This is a genomic window from Bradyrhizobium sp. SZCCT0153, assembly GCF_018129995.1.
GTDB lineage: Bacteria > Pseudomonadota > Alphaproteobacteria > Rhizobiales > Xanthobacteraceae > Bradyrhizobium > Bradyrhizobium japonicum_G.
In genome coordinates, this window is record NZ_JAFCKS010000014.1 from 19,002 (window position 1) to 38,696 (window position 19,695).

Consider the following 19,695-nt stretch of genomic DNA (forward strand, 5'->3'; position numbering starts at 1 on the left):
GGCAGGATCAGGTCGCACCCGCCCGGCGGCGGTGTTAGACCCTGATGCAGGAACAATGGGGCCGGTGCAGGCACGGCCGCAAGGATGAGAAGGGATATGAGGCAATGATCCAGACCGTTGGCATCATCGGGGCAGGGACCATGGGAAATGGGATCGCGCAAATTTGTGCCGCGGCCGGGCTCCCGGTCGTGATGGTCGATATTTCCGATGCGGCGGTGAACCGCGGGATTTCGACCGTCGGCGGCAGCCTGGAGCGCTTGGTCAAGAAGGAGAAGATGTCGGCGGCCGACCGCGATGCGACCCTCAAGCGCATCACCGGCACCACCGACCGTGCCAAGCTCGCCGATTGCGACCTCGTCATCGAGGCCGCGACCGAGAACGAGGAGCTCAAGGTCAAGATCCTGAAAGACCTCTGCGCCACGCTGTCGCCGCGCACGCTGCTCGCGACCAACACGTCGTCGATCTCGATCACCAAGCTCGCCGCAGCGACCGATCGCCCTGACCGCTTCATCGGCATGCATTTCTTCAACCCGGTTCCGGTGATGGCGCTGCTGGAGCTTATCCGCGGCCTGCAGACCTCCGACGACACCCACGCCAAGGCGCTCGATTTCGCCCAGCGCGTCGGCAAGGTGGCGATCACGGCCAAGAACAGCCCCGGCTTCGCCGTCAACCGCATTCTGTGCCCGATGATCAACGAAGCGATCTTCGCGCTCCAGGAAGGGATCGCGACCGCCGAAGAGATCGACGCCGGCATGAAGCTCGGCTGTAACCACCCGATCGGGCCATTGGCGCTGGCCGATCTCGTCGGGCTCGACACCATGTTGTCGGTGATGGAGGTCTTTTACAAAGGCTTCAACGACCCCAAATACCGTCCAGCCCCCTTGCTCAAGGAAATGGTCGATGCCGGCCATCTCGGCCGCAAGACCGGGCAGGGTTTTTACACCTACAGCGCCTGACGATGGCGCAGGCGGCGGGGCGCTTTGTGCCCGCCGCCTGATCCCGCAATTTGCGCTGCGACAAGGACGCCGCGCGCAATTGGCCCGACAATGTCGAGTGGGCGGCTTGCGGAACAACGGAACGGACAACAAAGAACATGTCGGATCGACTGAAGGCCGAGCGCGAGGCGGCGGCCGCGCGCCGCAACCTGTTGACCCAGAACGCGATCGAGCGCACCGGGATCACCGAAGAGATGATCGGAGAGCTCGTGACCCGCTTCTATGGTCGCGTCCGCGAGGATGCGCTGCTGGGGCCGGTCTTCGCGATCGTGCAGAATTGGGACGAGCATCTGGCCAAGCTCAGGGATTTCTGGTCGTCGGTCGTGCTGATGAGCGGCCGCTACCACGGCTCGCCGATGCGTGCGCATATGCCGCTGAGCCTGGTCGGGGAGCATTTCGACCGCTGGCTCGATCTGTTCGAACAGACTGCGCGCGAGATCTGTCCGCCTCCGGCGGCCGCACTGTTCATCGACAGGGCGCGCCGCATCGCCGACAGTTTCGAGATGGCATCGGCAACCGTTGCCGGTCGCATCGCTTCGCCGCGTCACGTGCTCCGCTCCTAGAATACAAAATGCCTGCCTGAGAAACGCGCAGCCGTATTGTTGTCGCCGACATCGCGATGCGTGGTGGCGCATTGCACCAATGCCGAGAGCATCGGTCTGATCTGCAAAATCATCATGCCGGTCGCGCAGCGTGACGTTGCAATTGAAAATAAGCGCGTGAATGCGCGTGTTCGCATTCAATCAGCGCGAGCAAAGTCGTATTGATGCACTGCGGCGAAAAATCTCCGCCTTTTTTTCGGCAGAGTTCCAGCGCCTGCTTGCAGACATGTCGAGTGCATCGTTCAACACATCCTCTTCATCCTCCGACGACACAGCGGAAACCAAAGCTGACGCCTGCGCGGAGCAAACGCGGCGGGCGCTCCTGATTGGTGCGCTGGCCACTACCGCTTGCCTTGGCTGTGCCCCGCAAGTCCGTGCGGGCGAGGATCCGCCCGGTTCCGACGAACGGCCCCAGAAAGGCGATCTGCTCGTCTTCTCCGAAGGCGATCAGGAGGGAAAGCTCGTCACCGCGGCCGATCTGTCGGCCGGCGGACCGCCGGTACATGCCTGGCCGAAAGACCCGAAGACATCGGTCGTGCGCAGCGCCTCGCGCCTCAACGAGATCCTGATCATCCGGCTCGATCCCGCCGAGCTCGACGAGCAGACGAAAGCGCGCGCTGTCGGCGGCGTCATCGCCTATTCGGCAATCTGCTCGCATGCCGGCTGTCCCGTCACGGCCTGGGTGAAGAGCGATGTCGGCGACAAGGAGGTGTTCAAGTGCATGTGCCACAACTCCGAATACGATCCTCGCGCGGGCGCGCAGGTCGTCTTCGGGCCGGCGCCGCGACGGCTCGCGGCGCTGCCGCTGGCGCTGGCTGACGGCTCGCTCAGCGTCGCCGGCAACTTCATCGGAAAGGTAGGTGGCGCGCAGCCGGGATGATGGACGGTGCGGGTTGTGCCCGCGTCACGAGAGGCCGCATCCGCCGAGGGGCGGACGACGGGACGAACGACAAGAATTCAAAACAAGAATTCACGCGGATGAAAAAGGGGAACGTCCATGAAAACGTCCACGACCAGGAAGCAGTGGTTACTGTCCGGCTTCGTCGCCTTCACGTGTTTTGCCTCGACCGCTGCCATGTCAGGCCCGATCGAGAATTATTCTCCGGTCACGGCGCAGCGGTTGGAAAATCCCGAGCCCGCCAACTGGATGCTTTACCGGCGGACCTATGACGGGCAGGGCTACAGCCCGCTCGACCAGATCAACACCTCCAACGTGAAGAACTTGACGCCGGTCTGGACCTTCGCCACCGGCGTCGTCGAAGGTCACGAGGCGCCGCCGATCGTCAACAACGGCGTGATGTTCGTGACGACCCCGATGGGGCAGGTGATCGCGATCAACGCCAGGACGGGCGATGAATACTGGCGCTACAAGCGGCAGCTCCCCGACGACCTGTTCCAGCTGCATCCGACCAATCGCGGTGTGGGTCTGTGGGAGGACAAGCTCTATCTCGCCACCACCGACGACCACGTGGTCGCGCTCGACGCCAGGACCGGCAAGGTGGTGTGGGACACCAAGGTGCAGGACTACAAGAAGGGTCAGTACATGACCTTGATGCCGCTGATCGTCGACGGCAAGGTCATCGTCGGCGGCTCCGGCGGTGAACTCGGCGTGCGCGGCTATGTCGCCGCCTTCGATGCCAAGGAAGGCAAGGAACTGTGGCGGACCTATACCATTCCCGGCGAAGGTGAGCCCGGTCACGACACCTGGCAGGGTGACGACTGGAAGACCGGTGGCGGATCGGCCTGGATGACCGGCAATTACGACAAGGACACCAAGACGATCTATTGGGGCGTCGGCAACGCCGCGCCATGGCCCGGCGAGACGCATCCCGGCGACAATCTCTACACCTCCTCGGTGCTCGCGCTCGATCCGAGCAACGGCAAGATCAAGACCTATCACCAGTATCACCAGAACGATTCCTGGGACTGGGACGAGGTCGATGCGCCGATGCTGATCGACCTGCAGCGCGATGGCCGCAGCATCAAGAGCCTGGTCCATCCCGGCCGCGACGCGATCTTCTGGGTGCTCGAGCGCACGCCGACCAAGATCAACTACGTCGCCGGCTGGCCGTTCGTCTCGACCGATGTCTGGAAGGGCATCGATGCCGAGACCGGCAGGCCGATCGTCGATCCCGCGCACAAGCCGGTCATCGGCAAGCGCGTCGAGTTCTGCCCCTCACTGTGGGGCGGCAAGGACTGGCCTTCGGCGGCTTACAGCCAGAAGACCGGCCTCGTCTACGTACCCGCCAACGAGAATTTCTGTGGCGGCTTCACCGGCGAGAAGGTCCCGCTCAAGGCGGGTGAGCTCTGGCTCGGCACCAAGCCGGAGGACATCGGTTTGAAGGCGAAGGCCGGCGCCGATCATTTCGGCGAGCTCCAGGCCTGGGATCCCGCCACCGGCAAGAAGGTGTGGCAGCACAACTTCCCGAAGTCGCAGCTGTTCGGCTCGGTGACGGCGACGGCGGGCGATCTCGTCTTCGTCGGCGGCACCAACGACCGCAACTTCCGCGCCTTCAACGCCAAGACCGGCGAGCTGTTGTGGGAGCAGAAGACCAACTCCGGCATCATGGGCATGCCGGTGTCCTATGAGATCGACGGCACCCAGTACATCGCGATCCAGTCGGGCTGGGGCGTGGACGCGCAGCGTATCCAGGATGCGCTCGTGACCAACAATATCGGCATCGAAGCCAACGTGCCGCAGGGCGGTGTGGTCTGGGTGTTCGCGCTGAAGAAATAAGCTCCGCGGCGGATCGAAGACGGCGGAGCATCTGGGGGCAAATGCGGCGGACGGCAACGTCCGCCGCATTTTGCTTTGCGCGACCGTGGTTCATTTGCCTTGGCGGTCGACCTTGTCTTTCTCCTTCTGGTTCATCTCCTGAACCTTCGGATCGGTGCTGCTCTGCCCGGTGGTCTGGGTGGTCGAGGCGGGCGGGGCGGCGGCGTTGGGTACCGAGGTCTGGTCCGGCGCGGTCGGGCGCGTTGCCGTCGTCGGGGGCGTCGTGCTGCTCTGGGCGAATGCGCCTGCGGTCGTCATGAAAAAGGCGCCCGACAGCAATGAGACTGCGAGCGCCTTTGAGGTGTTGGTCATCGATCTGCTCCTGTCAGATCGATGGAAACGGCGCGAGGCCGTTCTATGTTCCGTCTTAGGCCTCCAATTGCTTGCCGAGCGGAAGCGAGCGGATGCGTTTTCCGGTCGCTGCGAAGATCGCATTCATCAGCGCGGGCGCGAACGGCGGAACTCCGGGCTCGCCAACGCCGCTCGGCGGCGTGTCGGGTCCGGGCGGCACGATGTGGACGTTGGTCACCGTAGGGGATTCGTCGATCCTGACGACCTGGAAGTCGTCAAAATTCTTCTGCTCCACCTTGCCGTCCTTGAAGGTGATCTCGCCGTATTTGGCAACGCTCAACCCCATGATCGCCGCGCCCTCGATCTGCGAGGCGATGCGCTCGGGGTTGACATAGGTCCCGCAGTCGATCGCGGTGTCCACCCGTGGCACCGTCAGCTTGCCCTTGTCGTCGACGGCCACCTCGACGATGGTCGCGATGTAGCTGACGAAGCTGCGGTGCACGGCGATGCCGAGGCCATGGCCCTTGGGCACCTGACGGCCCCATTCGCCCTTTTCGGCGACCAGCTCGACCACCTTGCGAAGGCGCGCGGTGTCGATCGGATAGCTGTCGAAGGGCTCGCCGTAGTTCCACATGTCCTTCACGGCCGGCTTGACGATGCGCGGGCTGCCGATCAGCGCGAGCAGCGTCTCCTTCTGGTCGCGGCCGGTCGCATGCGCGATCTCGCCCACCATCGACTGCACCGCGAAGGCGCGGGGGATGTTCGAGACCGAGCGGAACCAGCCAATGCGGGTGAACGCCGCAGCTTCCGGGTTCTCGCAAGAGATGTTGGCGATCTCGAACGGCATGTCGACCAGACCCATGCCGAGCTCGAAGGGCGCCTCGTGCTTTTCACCCGCGGCAAAGGTCGAGGCGATGCTCGGGGCCACGCTGCGGTGACGCCAGGCGATCACCTTGCCGCTCTTGTCGAGCCCCGCCTCGATGCGCTCGACCGAGACCGTGTGCAGGAAGTCGTGGCGGACGTCGTCCTCGCGCGTCCATTGCACCTTGACGGGCGCGCCGAGCTCCTTCGACAGCAGTGCGGCCTCGAGCGCGAAGTCGCATTTCGACTTGCGGCCGAAACCGCCACCGAGCAGGGTGACGTTGACCGTGACATTGCCCTCGGGAATACCGAGGGTTTTTGCGACGTCCTCGCGGGTGCCGCCGGGACTCTGCACCGGCGCCCAGATCTCCGCCTTGTCACCCTTGACGTCGGCGACCGCCACCGGCGGCTCCATGCTGACATGGGCGAGATGCGGCAGATAATATTCGCCGACGAGCACCTTGTCCGCGCCCTTCAGGGCCGCCTCGGCGTCGCCTTCCTGGCGCACCACGAGGCCCGGCTTGCGCGAGGCTTCCTCGAGCTCCTTGCGATAGGCGACGGAATCGTATTTGCCGTTGGCACCGTCGTCCCAGGTCAGCTTCAGCGCGTCGCGGCCCTTGATCGCTGCGCCGGTGTTGCGCGCGATCACGGCAACGCCGCCGAGCGGCTGGAATTTCGACGGCCACGGCCAGCCGCGGACCTGCATCACCTTCTCGACCCCCGGAACCTTCAATGCGGCATCAGGATCGAACTTGACGAGCTTGCCGCCGGTCACCGGGGGACGCGCGATCACCGCGTATTTCATGCCGGGGAGACGCACGTCGGCACCGTAACGCGCCTTGCCGGTGGTGATGTCGTGGAGATCGACGATGCCGACCTGGCCCTTGCCGAGATAGCGGAAGTCCTTGGGGTCCTTCAGCTTGAGGCCTTCGATGCTCGGCACCGATTCCTTGGCGGCGTCGGCTGCGAGTTCGCCGAAGCCGAGCTTGCGGCCGCTGGCGCCATGGACGACCTCGTGATTGACGGCCTTGACCTCGGTCGCCGGCACGCCCCAGCGCTTGGCGGCGGCCTGCTCCAGCATGGTGCGGGCGGAGGCGCCGATCTGGCGCATCGGTATCAGATAATGCCGCGTGCTGCGCGAGCCGTCGGTGTCCTGGTTGCCGAACTTGACCTCGTCGCCGTGGGCCTGCTCCACCTTCACCCTGGCCCAGTCGGCCTCCATCTCCTCGGCAACGATCAGCGGCAGGCTGGTGCGCACGCCGGTGCCCATCTCGGCACGGTGCGCGAGGATGGTGACGGTGCCGTCGGGCGCAACGGCGACGAACACGCGAGGATCGATCACGACGCCGTGCGGCATCTTGCCGGCGCCGGTCTCATAGGCGAACGCCTGGCGCGACATCACGGGCGCCGCGAGCACGAAGCCGCCGGTGATGCCGAGCCCCTTCAGGATGCTGCGGCGCGAGACCTTTTCGACACGGATATTCTTTTCGAAGCCACGAAGCTTCCCGGGGTTGTCGATGAAATTCATGTCACACTCCCGTCGATGCGAGATGGACCGCATTCTCGATGCGCTGGTAGCAGCCGCAACGGCAGATGTTGCCGGACATCGCTTCGCGGATCTGGTCGTGCGACGGCTTCGGGTTGTCCATCAGCAGCGCCGCCGCCTGCATGATCTGGCCGGCCTGGCAGAAGCCGCATTGGGGAACGTTGACTTGGCGCCAGGCCTTCTGCACCGGGTGATCGCCGTTCGGATGCAGTCCTTCGATCGTCGTGACCTCGCGCCCGGCGACGTCGTTGATCGACGTGATGCAGGAGCGTACGGCCTCCTTGTCGACGATGACGGTGCAGGCGCCGCACAGGGCCTGGCCGCAGCCGAACTTCGTGCCGGTAAGTCCGGCCTCGTCGCGCAGGAACCAGAGTAGCGGGAGATCCGGGTCGCCGTCCCAGCTCTGTTCCTGGCCGTTGATCTTCACCTTGATCATGATCGTCCCTCGCTCTTCATAAGCTTGCCGATTTCGATGTTCTCCGACGTCGGTCGGTTCGATGCCTGCTGCGTCGTGGCGCGCGCATTCCGGCCGTCATCCCGCGTGGGCAGATCCCGGCAGGAAAAAGGAATGCGAATCGCGATGTTGGATGTGCTCGATACCTCCCGTCTTGTTCTTGATTATTGAATTTCGCGCGGCATCGTCACGAAGCGGTCGTAGCAGAGACCGCCTCGGTCCGGCGTTCACAGCCGGGTGTTTTCGATGGAAAAGATTGCAACGAAGGTTTGTCAAAAGCAGGGCGCGGCTTCGCTCCGCGCGCGCCGGTCGCAATGGGCACAACAAAAAAAGCTTCGTCCGCCAGAAGACCTGTGCGGACGAAGCAGGATGCCTCAGTCGAGGGAGGGAGAAACGCAAGCGCCGCGGACTTCAAGCAGGAAGCCGGCGGCCCTGCGTAGTCATTCAGGGACCAGGACTGAGGGAGCCACTGAGGGAACCAATGGGCCCTCGCATGCGCAGAGTGGAGAAGCGGCGGCACCGCGCCGCGATTGTCCCGGGACCGGACCCGTCCGGCTCGCTGGCGGACCAGCGAGCCGGACGGGCGCGGCAAACGTCAGGCGGCCTTGCTCAGGCGGCTTTGGCTTTCGCCACATGCGTCGCGATCGCGTCCATCAGCGCCGGCGACAGGCAGTCATAGGGCTCGAGACCGATTTCCTTCAGGCGCGAACGAATACCGGACATCTGCTCCGGCTTCACGCCCGCTTCGATCACCGAGGACACGAAGGCGGCGAATTGCGGCGCCTGCGAGCCCTGTTCCTGGAACAGTTCGGGATGGATGAAGTCGAGGCCGTAGAACGGGTGGCCCTTGTTCTCGATGCGGCCGTACATGTGCGTACCGCAGGCCTTGCAGGCGTGGCGCTGGATCACCGCCGACGGATCGACGATCTGGAGCTTGTCCCCGTTCTCGAGCACGGTGACGTTCTGGCGTGGCACCACGGCGACGACGGAGAACGTCGCCCCCTGCGGCTTCCAGCACTTGGTGCAGCCGCACGCGTGGTTGTGCGCGACGTCGCCCTTGATGCCGATCTTGACCTGGTGGTCCTTGCATTTGCAGGCGAGCGTGCCGCCGGCAAAGCTGCCGCTGCCCTGTTTGAGGCCGTTATCGATCGAGGGATGGAGTGCAACAGTCATGGGTCGATCCTCCTTGGGGGTGACGCTTTCGAGTTAGAACACGACGACTGAACGGATGGATTTGCCCTCGTGCATGAGGTCAAAGCCCTTATTGATCTCCTCGAGCTTGAGCACGTGGGTGATCATCGGATCGATCTGGATCTTTCCGTTCATGTACCAGTCGACGATCTTCGGCACGTCGGTGCGGCCGCGCGCGCCGCCGAAGGCGGTGCCGCGCCAGTTGCGCCCGGTGACGAGCTGGAACGGGCGGGTGGCGATCTCCTTGCCGGATTCGGCGACGCCGATGATGATCGAGGTGCCCCAGCCGCGATGGCAGGCTTCCAGCGCCTGGCGCATCACCGTGGTGTTGCCGGTGCAGTCGAAGGTGTAGTCGGCGCCACCGTCGGTGAGGGCGACGAGATGCGGGACGATGTCGCCCGTGATCTTTTTGGGATTGACGAATTCGGTCATGCCGAACCTGCGGCCCCAATCCTCCTTGGAATCGTTGATGTCGACGCCGATGATCTTGTCGGCGCCGGCCATCTTGGCACCCTGGATCACGTTGAGGCCGATGCCGCCGAGGCCGAACACGACCACGTTGGAGCCAGGCGTGACCTTGGCGGTATTGACGACGGCGCCGACGCCGGTGGTGACGCCGCAGCCGATGTAGCAGCTCTTGTCGAACGGCGCGTCCTCGCGGATCTTGGCGACCGCGATCTCCGGCAGCACCGTGAAGTTCGAGAAGGTCGAGCAGCCCATGTAGTGGTAGACCGGCTTGCCCTTGTAGGAGAAGCGGCTGGTGCCGTCGGGCATCACGCCCTTGCCCTGCGTCGCGCGGATCGCGGTGCAGAGATTGGTCTTCTGGCTGAGGCAGCTTTTGCACTGCCGGCATTCCGGCGTGTAGAGCGGGATGACGTGGTCGCCCGGCTTCACCGAGGTCACGCCGGGACCGATCTCGCGGATGATGCCCGCGCCCTCGTGGCCCAGGATCGACGGGAAAATTCCTTCGCTGTCGAAGCCGTCGAGCGTGTAGGCGTCGGTGTGGCAGATGCCCGTCGCCTTGATCTCGACCAGGACTTCGCCGGCCTTCGGTCCTTCCAGATCGACCTCGACGATCTCGAGCGGCTTCTTGGCTTCGAAAGCGACGGCGGCACGTGTCTTCATCGTAAACTCCTTGAATTCTCGCAGGGCGCCAGGACCCGGGTCCCGGTCGGGCTCCGCACGTTCACTTCTTGCCCATGCACGAATCTTCGTTCTTGGTATAGGTGTCCAACTTGTCCTCGTGCTTGCTCGGTCGGGCGCGGCCCCAGGCCTCGTTGGAGCGGGCGCGCAGATAGACGTAGAGATCGTCCATGTAGCAGGCGACGTTCGGGTTATCGCCGAAGGCCGGCATCACGTTCTCTGCGGCGGTCGAGATGTTCTTGCGGCCGGAGGCGACGACGCCGAGAAAATCGGCGTAGCTCATCGTCTTCAGCGAATCCTTCAGTGCCGGGGCGTAGGTCGAACCCATTCCATCCGGGCCGTGACACACATGGCAGTCCGAGTGATAGCGGCGGTATCCGGAATAAGTGTACCAGTCGACGGATCCGTCGGTGACCTTGTAGGTCGGGTTGCCTTCCTTATCGAGCCATTCGCCGGTTTCGTTCTGCTTGACGGCAGTCGGGTCACCGGAGCCGTCCGCGACGGCGATTCCCCCGGACGCGACCAAGAACATCACGGCAATGGCAGAGCAGATTTTACGCAAGAGATTTTCCTCGGAAGGCGTTCGGTGAGACGAGCCGGCGCGTGGAGTTGATCCACGCGCCGGAGCGATGCTGAACAGGCCTAGTTGGGCAGCGAGAACACGGTCAGCGTACCGCCGAGTGCCGTGTAGTTGCTGAGGGCCGCGTAGCCGCCGACGGCGCCGAGACCGGCGTTCGGATCGGTCAGACCTGCCGCCAGACCGATGCCGGCCCAGCCGCCCACGCCGGAGAGCACTGCGACATACTGCTTGCCGCCGTTCTCATAGGTCGTGACGTTGCCGATGATGCCGGAGGGAGTCTTGAACTTGTAGAGCTCCTTGCCGGACTTGGCATCGACTGCCTTGAGGTAGCCTTCGAGCGTGCCGTAGAACACCACGCCGCCGGCGGTTGCGAGCGCACCCGACCAGACCGAGAACTGCTCCTTGTTCGACCAGACGATCTTGCCGGTCTTGCCGTCCCAGGCGATGAAGTTGCCCATGTGGGTTTCACCCTGCGGCGGATACATCGAGAGCGTCGCACCCACATAGGGCTGGCCCGCGGTGTAGCTCACCTTGAACGGCTCGTAGTCCATGCAGACGTGGTTGGTCGGAACGTAGAACAGCTGCGTGTCCGGCGAGTAGGCTGCCGGCTGCTCGTCCTTGGTGCCGAGCGCGGCCGGACAGATGCCCTTCACGTTGTGGTCCTCGCCCGCCTTGTCGGTCGAAGCTGCGTCCAGCACCTTCGGACGACCATAGGTCGGCGAGTTCTTGTCCATGTCGACGCCGGAGGTCCAGTTCACCTTCGGATCGTACTTTTCGGCGACCAGGAGCTCACCGGTGGCACGATCGAGCGTATAGCCGAGACCGTTACGATCGAAGTGCGTCAGCAGCTTGCGCGGCTGGCCGTTGATCGACTGATCCGACAGGATCATCTCGTTGACGCCGTCGTAGTCCCACTCGTCGTGGGGGGTCATTTGATAGACCCACTTGGCAACGCCGGTGTCCGGGTTACGCGCCCAGATCGTCATCGACCATTTGTTGTCGCCGGGACGCTGCTTCGGATTCCAAGTCGAGGGATTGCCCGACCCGTAATAGACGAGGTTCAACTCGGGATCGTAGGAGATCCAGCCCCAGGTGGCACCACCGCCGATCTTCCACTGATCGCCTTGCCAGGTCTTGAGGCTCGAGTCCTTGCCGATCGGCTTGCCGAGCGCGGTGGTCTTGTCGTCGACCAGGATCTGGTTGTCCGGTCCTTCCGAGTACCCGCGCCAGACCTCCTTGCCAGTCTTGATGTCGTAAGCGGTCATGTGGGCCTGAACGCCGAACTCGCCGCCGGAGATGCCGACCAGCACCTTGTCCTTGACGACCATCGGTGCCGACGTGCCCGTCTCGCCCTTGCTGGGATCGCCGTTCTTCGCGGACCATGCAACCTGACCGGTCTTGGCGTCGAGCGCGACCAGGGTGGTGTCGGCCTGATGCAGGAAGATCTTTCCGTCGCCGTAAGACAGGCCGCGGTTGACCGTGTCGCAGCACATCACCGGGATGACGTTCGGATCCTGCTTCGGCTCGTACCTCCAGACGATCTTGTTCTCGTTTGAAAGGTCAATAGCGTAGACCTTGTTCGGGAACGGCGTGTGGACGTACATCATGTTGCCGATGATCAGCGGGCCGCCTTCATGGCCGCGCAGCACGCCGGTCGAGAAGGTCCAGGCGACCTGGAGCTTGCCGACGTTTTGTGCGTTGATCTGGTTCAGCTTGGAAAAGCGGGTATTGGCGTAGTCGCCCGTGGGCATCACCCAGTCTTTTGGGTTCTGCGACATCTTGATCAGCTCGTCGTTGGCTGAAGCGCCGCCGACGGCGAGAGCCGCCGCGGAGCCAAGAAGGGTCGCCAGTAGCACCTTGCGCATAGTTATTCCTCCGTTGGTATTGTTTATTGTTTCCGAAGCATTGCTCAATCACCGGGCTTCTCGTCCGGCGTCTGCTCGTGCAGGGCGGTCACGATTGGGACCAGAAACGATGCTGTGGTGTTTTGTCCTCCTGATGAGAGCCACGGGTCCACGTGCAGGGCGGCCCGTTCTTGTTGTTCCTGCCGCAATCCCTAACGACTTCGTCATCGGGAAACTTGCCCAAGAGAGAAGCCGGTTTGCTTGACAGCGCACGGACGCGAAGATTTTGATTTTGCAGTAGCGAATTCAGCGGCTTCTGCATCGCGTTGGGACTACCTTCAACGCTCAGGTTCCCCTTGACGGCGCTGCGACTAAGGCGGAGGATTAAGTTTCAAGGGTGGCAATGGAACGATGGCGCTCGTTCTAGAAGATCGCTCAAAATCGAGGTAAACGTCACGCAATCTCGGCTGAGGGCTCCGGCAGCGCTGGTCGCGATTCGCGGAGAATCTCCGGATCAAACCAGTGGCTGGATTAATGTCCGACACAATTCACAAGCTCTCGACGACCGGCATGACGCCGAAGCGGCAGATCCAGAGCTGGATCGACGGGCTGACGAGCCTGTGTGGGCATTTCGACGTCGATCCGCTGGAAGCGTCCTCGCTCGAAGGCCGCATCGACTACACCTCCGTGTCGCGCCTGAAGCTTTGCCAGATCGAGGTGAGCCAGCACCGCATCGCGCACACGCTGGCGCGCGCCAAGACCAATGAACATCCGTATATCAAGATTCATTTCCAGACTTACGGAGTGTCTTATTTCGAGCAGGAAGGCCGTCACATCGAGCTGAACCCGGGCGACATCATCGCCTATGACGTCTCATGCCCACATTCGATCATCAGCCCCGCCTTCACGCGCCATGACGTGGTGATCGTGCCGAAGGCGCTGCTCCGCGACCGCGGATTCCCGTCGCAGCGGATGCCCGCCTGCAAGCTGTCCTCGCGGACGGGGACGGGGCGGATTGCGCATGATTTCGTTCATGCCACCTTCGACGAAGCGGCGAAGCTGTCGGCCAACAGCGCGGTCGGCGTTGCTGATTCGCTGATCGATCTCTTGCTGCTGCCGCTGCGCGAGGCCGACACGATGCTCGATCGCGTCGGGCCGGAGGCGATGTATGTGCGTGCCCAATTTTTCATCCGGGAGCACCTGCGCGATCCGGACCTGTGCATCGACCAGATTTCCGCCGAGCTCGGCTGCTCCAAGCGCTATCTGCACATGCTGTTCTCCGAGCGCGGCACCACGGTGAGCGATTACATCTGGCAGGCGCGCCTGCAGAACTGCCGTCAGGAGCTCGAGGCCCACGCCGGCAAGACCATCACCGACGTCGCGTTCTCCTGGGGCTTCTCCAGCTCATCGCATTTCAGCCGGGTGTTCCGGAAATATTTCGGCGTGGTGCCGTCCTCGATCCACAAGGCGCAGCAGGGTGCTGCGGCCTCGGGCGAGCTTTAGGCGAGCGCTCGCTGCGGCCGCCCGCCGACTCGCTCACGCCGATACGGCGATGTAGGGAATGCTGGCGAGCAGAGCGACGAGCAGGACCGCGTTACCCAACATCCCGCTCCAATGCAGCCGCCGCAACCGACGCGGGGCTTCGGCATCGCCTGCGTCACTCGCGCTGAGCTGATCGTCCATCCGCGGCATGAACCAGCGGCGTCCCCAGATTGCCAGGGCTGCAATCAGGCCGACGCCGATCGCTGCGACCAGGCGACCGTCGAGCAGGAACGCTGCCGTTCCGATGATTCCGGCGACGCGCATCACCAGAAAATGGGCATTGAACATTCCGCGCAGCAACTGGGCGACGGGCTGGATGTCCAGCTTCACCAGCAGGAAAGCGGGCGAAGCCAGCGTGAAATAGCCCATCGGAAACAGCAGAATGATCATGACGGCTACGGCGACGCCATCCGGTGTCATGCGAGCGGCCTTTCTCGTCCGTGCGCTGATATCTCACGCCAGCGCTGCCAAATCATAGCGGAAGAATGGGCTTTCGACACTAGGCTTTGGTTGGACGCCGGGCAACGCAGGAGGGGGCCCGGCGGCGTCACCCGAGGTTCAGGCCGGCTCGAGACCGAGCGACTGCGCGCTCTCGATCCAGATCGGCAGCTCGCGTTGATACAACGCATTGGTCTCCTTGAAGCCGATCGCGGGTTCGAGCACGAAGGTCGCGAGGACGTCCTTCACCTTCGGATCGTTGTTGGCGGCAACGCAAAGCTCCGCCAGGCGGTCGACGACCGGTTGCGGCGTCGCCTTCGGCACGGCCCAGCCGGAAAAGCCGCTGACGGTGAAGAACTTCGCCGTCGCGCCCTGTTCGGGCAACGTCTTCACGTTCGGGATCGCATCGACCTTTTTCGAATGGACCGCGAAGACGGTGCCGCGGTCGCTTTGCAGGACCGACTGCGCAGCAGTGAAGCTGCCCATCGCCGCATCGAGCGTGCCCTCCAGCATGCCCGTCCACATCGGAGCTTCGCCGCGGTAGTGGACCGGCTCGATCGAGAGGCCGTACTGCCTGTTGAGCTCGTGGATCGTCATGTGCGGAGACGAGCCCACGCTATAGGTGCCGAAATTGACCTTGCCGCTCTTGCGCGCGAAGGCGACGAAATCCTCCAGCGTCTTGACGCCGGTCTTGGGGTTCGCCACCAGCAGCAGGCCGGCGCCCGGAATGACGCTGACGAGCGTCAGATCCTTGTCCATGTCGTAGCCCGGATTCTTCATTACCACGCGGTTCATGATGTAGGTGGTCGAGATCGAGCACAGCATGGTGTGGCCGTCGGGCTCTGCGCGGGCGACCTCCGCCGTGCCGATCGCGCCCGAGGCGCCGGGCTTGTTCTCGACGACGACGGTCTTGCCGACCTGCTTGGAGATGAATTCGCCGTAGGCGCGCGCGAGCAGGTCGGTCTGTCCGCCGGCGGGATAGCTACAGATCATGCGAATTTGCCGCGACGGCCACGCCGCCTGCGCCGAGACGCTGCGCGCGACGAAAGGCATCGCGAGTGCGCTGGTACCGGCGGCGACGAAGTGGCGGCGGTCGAATTTTGCGGACATGATTCCCTCCTGATTTTTGCCGAACCTACTGCATCAGGTCGTCCCCGCCATGGTCGGCAGGCGAGACAGATTGGCGCATTGGACGAGGCGGTGCGGTGCCCGTTTGCCCGTCACCCGGGCGAGCGTGCCTTTGGCGCGATCCATGGCCAGACGATCTCGGTCAGGGCCACCGCAATGAGGCCGAAGGCGCCGCCGATCAGCACGTTGACGATGCGCTCCTCCGCGATGCCGCTGGCGCCGCCGGCGAAGGAAGCGGCCAGCGCGATGAAGAAGCAGCGCAGGCCGAAGCCGACGATGTAACGCGAGAACGAGATCAGCGTGAGGGTGGCCGCAAGCACCGCAAGCGCATAACCGACCCGGCTTTGCGGCAGCACGGCACCGGCGAGGAAGCCGAGCGGCACGCCGACGACCGCGCCGATCGCCCGCTGCTTCAGCTTGCCGGTGGACGCCGCGAGATCGCCGACCACGACGCTTGCGGCCGACCACATCACCCATTGTCCCTGCGCGAGATCGAGGATCTCGACCAACGCCGCCGCGGCGAACACCGCCATGGCGGTTGCCGTTGCAGGCAGAAACCACTCTGCGGCGGGCGCTCCGAACGACGTCGCCGCGGCGTCCCTGCGCTGGCGCTGGTCGTAAATCCGGATGCCGCAGACCAGCCCCAGCGCGATCGGAGAGGACACGATGATCAAGCCGGCATGGCGCATCGCTTCGGAGGCGCTCACGCCCTCCCGCACCTCGCAGGCAAGATACACGGCGGGGATGAACACCCAATTTCCGAGCGTGCGGAAATGTTCGCCATGGCGCGTCACCGCGACCGCGAGGAATCCCGCGAGCCCCGTCAGAACTGCGAACAGCGGCTTGACGGGGCCTGCGAGGAACAGCACGGCAAAGGTGACGAGGACGGCGAGATAATGCCACGCTATGACCTTTGGCGGCAGGTGCAGCCTGAGCGCGGGGATGAGCAGCGAGACCGCGATCAACCCAAGATTCAGCAGCGCCGTTTCGCGCGCGATAAAGTAGGCGGCGACCATCGGACCGACGACGATCAGCGCCCGCACGAGTTCGCCGGATTTGATTTCCCGGGAGAGCAGATCGCGCAGACCTGCGGCTGAGGGGATGGTCGGGGAGTTCACAGGGCACCAAAGGGGTCGCGTGAAGCGCCACCTATAGCACGGAAATGACGTCGCTACTCGAGCGTGGCGCCGGCCGCCACGCTCTCGCTGCCTCTCACCGCTGGATGATCTTCATCCAGACGTCGCCCAGGATCGCGGGCTCGCGCGGCGGCAGATAGGTGAGGCCGGCCTGCCTGCCGAATTCGGCGATCCTGCCCTCGGCAGCGAGCCCGGTGAGCGCCTTGTTGGCGGCGTCGATCAACGCGGGATCGCTGGCGAGCCCGACATAGCCGCGATTGGCCCCGATCGGATAGTAATAGCCGGACGCGGTGATCGCCGTGTCGGGATGCGCGGCGCGATGGGCATCGAAGCGGCCGAGGTCGATCAACGTCGCGTCGTAGTCGCCACGGGCAAGTGCGCCGAGGAGGTCGTCGCGGCCCGGGACGAGATGGGTGATGTCGTCGATCAGTCGTCCCTTGTCAAAGGTCATCAGGATGGCATCGCCGAGCGAGCCGCTCTCGATGACGAGGCGAAGCCCCGCAAGGCCGCCGATATCGCCGATCTTGCGGCCCTGCGCCTTCGGCCCGAGCACCACCGTCATCGGCGAGTAAACATAGGGCTGGCTCGGCGCGAGCACTCCCAGCGCGACACGGCGACGCCGGTCGTCGCGCGTGGCGCCGGCGAAATCGGGCAGGCGTGCCGTCTTCATGCCGGGCTTGACGAGGGAATCGGTCGTCAGCGCGTAGCCGCCGACCAGCGAGCAGCGCCCGTCGGAGAGCAACGCGTTGGCCTCGAGCTGCGGGCTCGAATCCTCATCGAGCTTGCTTTCGAACCATTGGATCCTGAGCGGCCGTCCCATCCGCTCCGCGATCGCCTGCGCCAGCAGCACGTCGAAGCCGGAGTCCGGCTTGCCCTTGTGATGCACCGAGAGCGGCGGCCGGTCCTCGTCGAGACAGATCGTCAGCGGATCGTCGGCCGCGCGGGCGACCGTGGCCGCAGCGAGGGTCGCGGCAATGCTCCAAGCGGCGAGCCAAGCCCTCATGGCCTCCTCCGGCTCGAGATGAAGGCCCAGAGATCGCCGATCTCATCGTCGCTGAGGATGTCGGCCCAGGGCGGCATCTTGTTGTTCTTGCCGTTCTTCACCGTGGTGACGAAGCGCGTCTTGTCGTCGGGAAAGGCGCGCAGGTCCGGCGTGATGGTGCCGGAATTCATCATATTGGGGCCGTGGCAGTGCGAGCATTTCGAAGCATAGGTCGACTTGCCGTGGTCGATCTGTGCCTGCACGGGATTGGCGGTTGCGTCATCCGCGGCACGAGCGGTCGCCGCAAGCGCGACCGTCAGCACCGCGACGGTGGCGAGGATCGCCACCGTCTTGTGAGATACTTTTCTCAGCATCGTGCCGTGGTTATTGCTTGACCGCAAAGACCCACAGCGAGCCGCCGGGTGGCACCTTCGCCAGCCGCTCGTCGCCGGAGAACAGCGAATAGACGCCGCCATAGCCGGAGGTGACGGCAACGTATTGCACGCCGTCCTGCTGCCATGTCACCGGCTGGCCCTCGATGCCCGAGCCGGTCTGGAACTGCCAGAGCTTCTTGCCGGTGTCGGCATCGAAGGCCTCGAACTCGCCGGTCAGCGCGCCCGAGAACACGACGCCGCCCGCGGTCGACAGCACGCCGGAGAAGCGCGGGATATCGCTTGGTGCTTCCCACTTCGCCTTGCCGGTCATGGGATCGATCGCCTTCAGGTGACCGCGCGGACCGTCACCCCATTCCCAGAGGTCGGTGAGGTCCATGCCGAGATACCATTCACCCTGCTTGAAGGTGACGGGCTCGGTCTTGTACCTGCCGCCGAAGGCGAGCGTATTGGCGTAGGCAAGGCCGGTCTGCGGATTGAACGACATCGGCTCCCAGTTCTTGCCGCCGAGGATCGACGGATAGACCGTCACCTTCTTGCCGTCGCGTGCGTCCTTCGAGACGTCGGTCTCGATCGGCTTGCCGGTCTTCATGTCGATGCCGGTCGCCCAATTCACCTTCACGTAAGGGTTGGCCGCGAGCAGCTTTCCGTTGGTGCGGTCGAGCACGTAGAAGAAGCCGTTGCGGTTGGCATCCATCAGCACCTTGGTCGGCTTGCCCTCGACATTCATGTCGGCGAGGACCATCTCGGCCACCGAATCGTAGTCGAACGGGTTGTTCGGCGAGAACTGGTAGTGCCACTTGATCTTGCCGGTCTTGGGATCCATCGCCAGCACGGAGCAGGTGTAGAGGTTGTCGCCGGGACGCACCGCCGAGTTGAACGGCCCGGGATTGCCGATGCCCCAATAGACCGTATTCAGCTCGGGATCGTAGGAGCCCGTGATCCAGGTCGAGCCGCCACCGAGCTTCCAGGTGTCGCCCTTCCAGGTGTCGCCGCCGGGCTCGTCGGGGGAGGGGATCGAATGGGTGCGCCAGAGGTGCTTGCCCGTCGCCGGATCCCAGCCGTCGATGAAGCCGCGGGTGCCGAACTCGGCGCCGGAGATGCCGGTGATGACGACGCCGTCGGCGACCAGCGGGGCCACCGTCATCGAATAGCCTTCCTTGATGTCGGCCGCCTTCTGCCGCCACAGCTCCTTGCCGTCCTTGGCGTCGAGCGCGATCACGTTGGCGTCGAGCGTGGTGCGGAAGACCTTGCCGTCATAGAGCGCCGCGCCGCGATTGATGATGCCGCAGCAGACGATGCGCGGGGTCTCGGCGGGATATTCGATCTTGCTCTTCCAGATCTGCTTGCCGGTCTTGGCGTCGACCGCCATGGTCGCGTTGTGCGAGGTCACGTAGATCACGCCCTGGTACACCAGCGGCTGGGATTCCTCGCTGCGATCGTCGTTGAATGAGTAGTTCCAGACCGGGACGAGGTTCTTGACGGTATCCTTGTTGATCTGGTTCAGCGTCGAGAAGCGCTGCAGATTGTAGCCCATCCCGTAGTTGAGAACGTTCGAAGTATCGGTTGCACCCTTGACCAGCTGATCGGTGGTCTGTGCATTTGCACAAATCGGTGCAAACATGACGAGGCTCGCGGCCATCGCAAGGCGTTTCATCCGTTCCTCCCAATATGCGCGTCTTTTGACGCTGCGGCAGCAACACTCCGCCCGAATGCAAAACGCGTCAATACGAAAGTCGTAATTACGACGCCGATATGCTGGGCACCGGATGTCGGTCACCTGACGGATACCTT

18 protein-coding genes are annotated in these 19,695 nt (G+C 63.9%); 5 read left to right on the forward strand and 13 right to left on the reverse strand.

The genetic code is table 11. From position 1 onward, the window contains the following. Positions 1-44 precede the first annotated feature (44 nt). From JQ572_RS33190 to JQ572_RS33205, 4 genes are all read left to right on the forward strand, one after another. Positions 45-956, forward strand: coding sequence for a 3-hydroxybutyryl-CoA dehydrogenase (locus JQ572_RS33190; RefSeq protein WP_211387049.1), 912 nt, complete (start codon positions 45-47; stop codon positions 954-956). A gap of 137 nt (positions 957-1,093) precedes the next feature. Beyond that, positions 1,094-1,558 (forward strand): group III truncated hemoglobin, encoded by a 465-nt coding sequence (locus JQ572_RS33195; protein WP_211387050.1) that lies wholly within the window; start codon positions 1,094-1,096, stop codon positions 1,556-1,558. Positions 1,559-1,823: 265 nt separating this feature from the next. Further along, complete coding sequence (locus JQ572_RS33200) at positions 1,824-2,477, forward strand: QcrA and Rieske domain-containing protein (RefSeq protein ID WP_211387051.1); 654 nt, start codon at positions 1,824-1,826, stop codon at positions 2,475-2,477. Positions 2,478-2,594: 117 nt separating this feature from the next. Beyond that, on the forward strand, positions 2,595-4,334 hold the full coding sequence (locus tag JQ572_RS33205) for a methanol/ethanol family PQQ-dependent dehydrogenase (protein WP_211387052.1): 1,740 nt from the start codon (positions 2,595-2,597) through the stop codon (positions 4,332-4,334). A 90-nt stretch (positions 4,335-4,424) separates the two neighbouring features. Here the strand turns inward: JQ572_RS33205 and JQ572_RS33210 are convergent, their stop codons facing one another. The 7 genes from JQ572_RS33210 to xoxF5 form a co-directional block, all read right to left on the reverse strand. After that, positions 4,425-4,685 (reverse strand): hypothetical protein, encoded by a 261-nt coding sequence (locus JQ572_RS33210; RefSeq protein ID WP_211387053.1) that lies wholly within the window; start codon positions 4,683-4,685, stop codon positions 4,425-4,427. Positions 4,686-4,740: 55 nt separating this feature from the next. Beyond that, positions 4,741-7,053, reverse strand: a complete 2,313-nt coding sequence (locus tag JQ572_RS33215) for a xanthine dehydrogenase family protein molybdopterin-binding subunit (protein ID WP_211387054.1) — start codon at positions 7,051-7,053, stop codon at positions 4,741-4,743. A 1-nt stretch (position 7,054) separates the two neighbouring features. Continuing rightward, positions 7,055-7,507: a (2Fe-2S)-binding protein gene (locus JQ572_RS33220; protein WP_211387055.1), complete on the reverse strand. Its 453-nt coding sequence runs from the start codon at positions 7,505-7,507 to the stop codon at positions 7,055-7,057. A gap of 627 nt (positions 7,508-8,134) precedes the next feature. Beyond that, positions 8,135-8,698 (reverse strand): S-(hydroxymethyl)glutathione synthase, encoded by a 564-nt coding sequence (gene gfa, locus JQ572_RS33225; protein ID WP_211387056.1) that lies wholly within the window; start codon positions 8,696-8,698, stop codon positions 8,135-8,137. A 33-nt stretch (positions 8,699-8,731) separates the two neighbouring features. Beyond that, the gene (locus JQ572_RS33230) at positions 8,732-9,841 is read right to left on the reverse strand and encodes an S-(hydroxymethyl)glutathione dehydrogenase/class III alcohol dehydrogenase (protein WP_211387057.1); all 1,110 of its coding nucleotides are present in this window, start codon (positions 9,839-9,841) and stop codon (positions 8,732-8,734) included. 61 nt (positions 9,842-9,902) lie between these two features. Next, complete coding sequence (locus JQ572_RS33235; RefSeq protein ID WP_211387116.1) at positions 9,903-10,391, reverse strand: c-type cytochrome, methanol metabolism-related; 489 nt, start codon at positions 10,389-10,391, stop codon at positions 9,903-9,905. A 110-nt stretch (positions 10,392-10,501) separates the two neighbouring features. Then, positions 10,502-12,304 carry a lanthanide-dependent methanol dehydrogenase XoxF5 gene (gene xoxF5 / locus JQ572_RS33240; protein WP_211387058.1) on the reverse strand — a complete coding sequence of 601 codons (1,803 nt, stop codon included), beginning with the start codon at positions 12,302-12,304 and terminating at the stop codon, positions 10,502-10,504. A gap of 513 nt (positions 12,305-12,817) precedes the next feature. On the opposite strand from xoxF5, the gene JQ572_RS33245 reads away from it, so the two are divergent. Next, the gene (locus JQ572_RS33245; RefSeq protein WP_211387059.1) at positions 12,818-13,786 is read left to right on the forward strand and encodes a helix-turn-helix domain-containing protein; all 969 of its coding nucleotides are present in this window, start codon (positions 12,818-12,820) and stop codon (positions 13,784-13,786) included. Between the two features lie 33 nt (positions 13,787-13,819). Here JQ572_RS33245 and JQ572_RS33250 read toward each other — a convergent pair whose 3' ends face one another. The 6 genes from JQ572_RS33250 to JQ572_RS33275 all read right to left on the reverse strand — a co-directional run bounded on the left by JQ572_RS33250 (position 13,820) and on the right by JQ572_RS33275 (position 19,558). After that, complete coding sequence (locus JQ572_RS33250) at positions 13,820-14,245, reverse strand: hypothetical protein (protein WP_211387060.1); 426 nt, start codon at positions 14,243-14,245, stop codon at positions 13,820-13,822. 138 nt (positions 14,246-14,383) lie between these two features. Continuing rightward, complete coding sequence (locus JQ572_RS33255; RefSeq protein WP_211387061.1) at positions 14,384-15,373, reverse strand: Bug family tripartite tricarboxylate transporter substrate binding protein; 990 nt, start codon at positions 15,371-15,373, stop codon at positions 14,384-14,386. A gap of 110 nt (positions 15,374-15,483) precedes the next feature. After that, a complete protein-coding gene (locus tag JQ572_RS33260; RefSeq protein WP_211387062.1) occupies positions 15,484-16,509 on the reverse strand; it encodes an FUSC family protein in 1,026 nt (341 codons plus the stop codon). A 94-nt stretch (positions 16,510-16,603) separates the two neighbouring features. Beyond that, the gene (locus JQ572_RS33265; protein WP_211387063.1) at positions 16,604-17,530 is read right to left on the reverse strand and encodes a substrate-binding periplasmic protein; all 927 of its coding nucleotides are present in this window, start codon (positions 17,528-17,530) and stop codon (positions 16,604-16,606) included. Next, positions 17,527-17,883 (reverse strand): c-type cytochrome, encoded by a 357-nt coding sequence (locus JQ572_RS33270; protein ID WP_211387064.1) that lies wholly within the window; start codon positions 17,881-17,883, stop codon positions 17,527-17,529. The genes JQ572_RS33265 and JQ572_RS33270 overlap by 4 nt, the downstream gene beginning before the upstream one ends. 10 nt (positions 17,884-17,893) lie before the next feature. Continuing rightward, positions 17,894-19,558: a methanol/ethanol family PQQ-dependent dehydrogenase gene (locus JQ572_RS33275; RefSeq protein WP_211387065.1), complete on the reverse strand. Its 1,665-nt coding sequence runs from the start codon at positions 19,556-19,558 to the stop codon at positions 17,894-17,896. Positions 19,559-19,695: the final 137 nt, after the last annotated feature.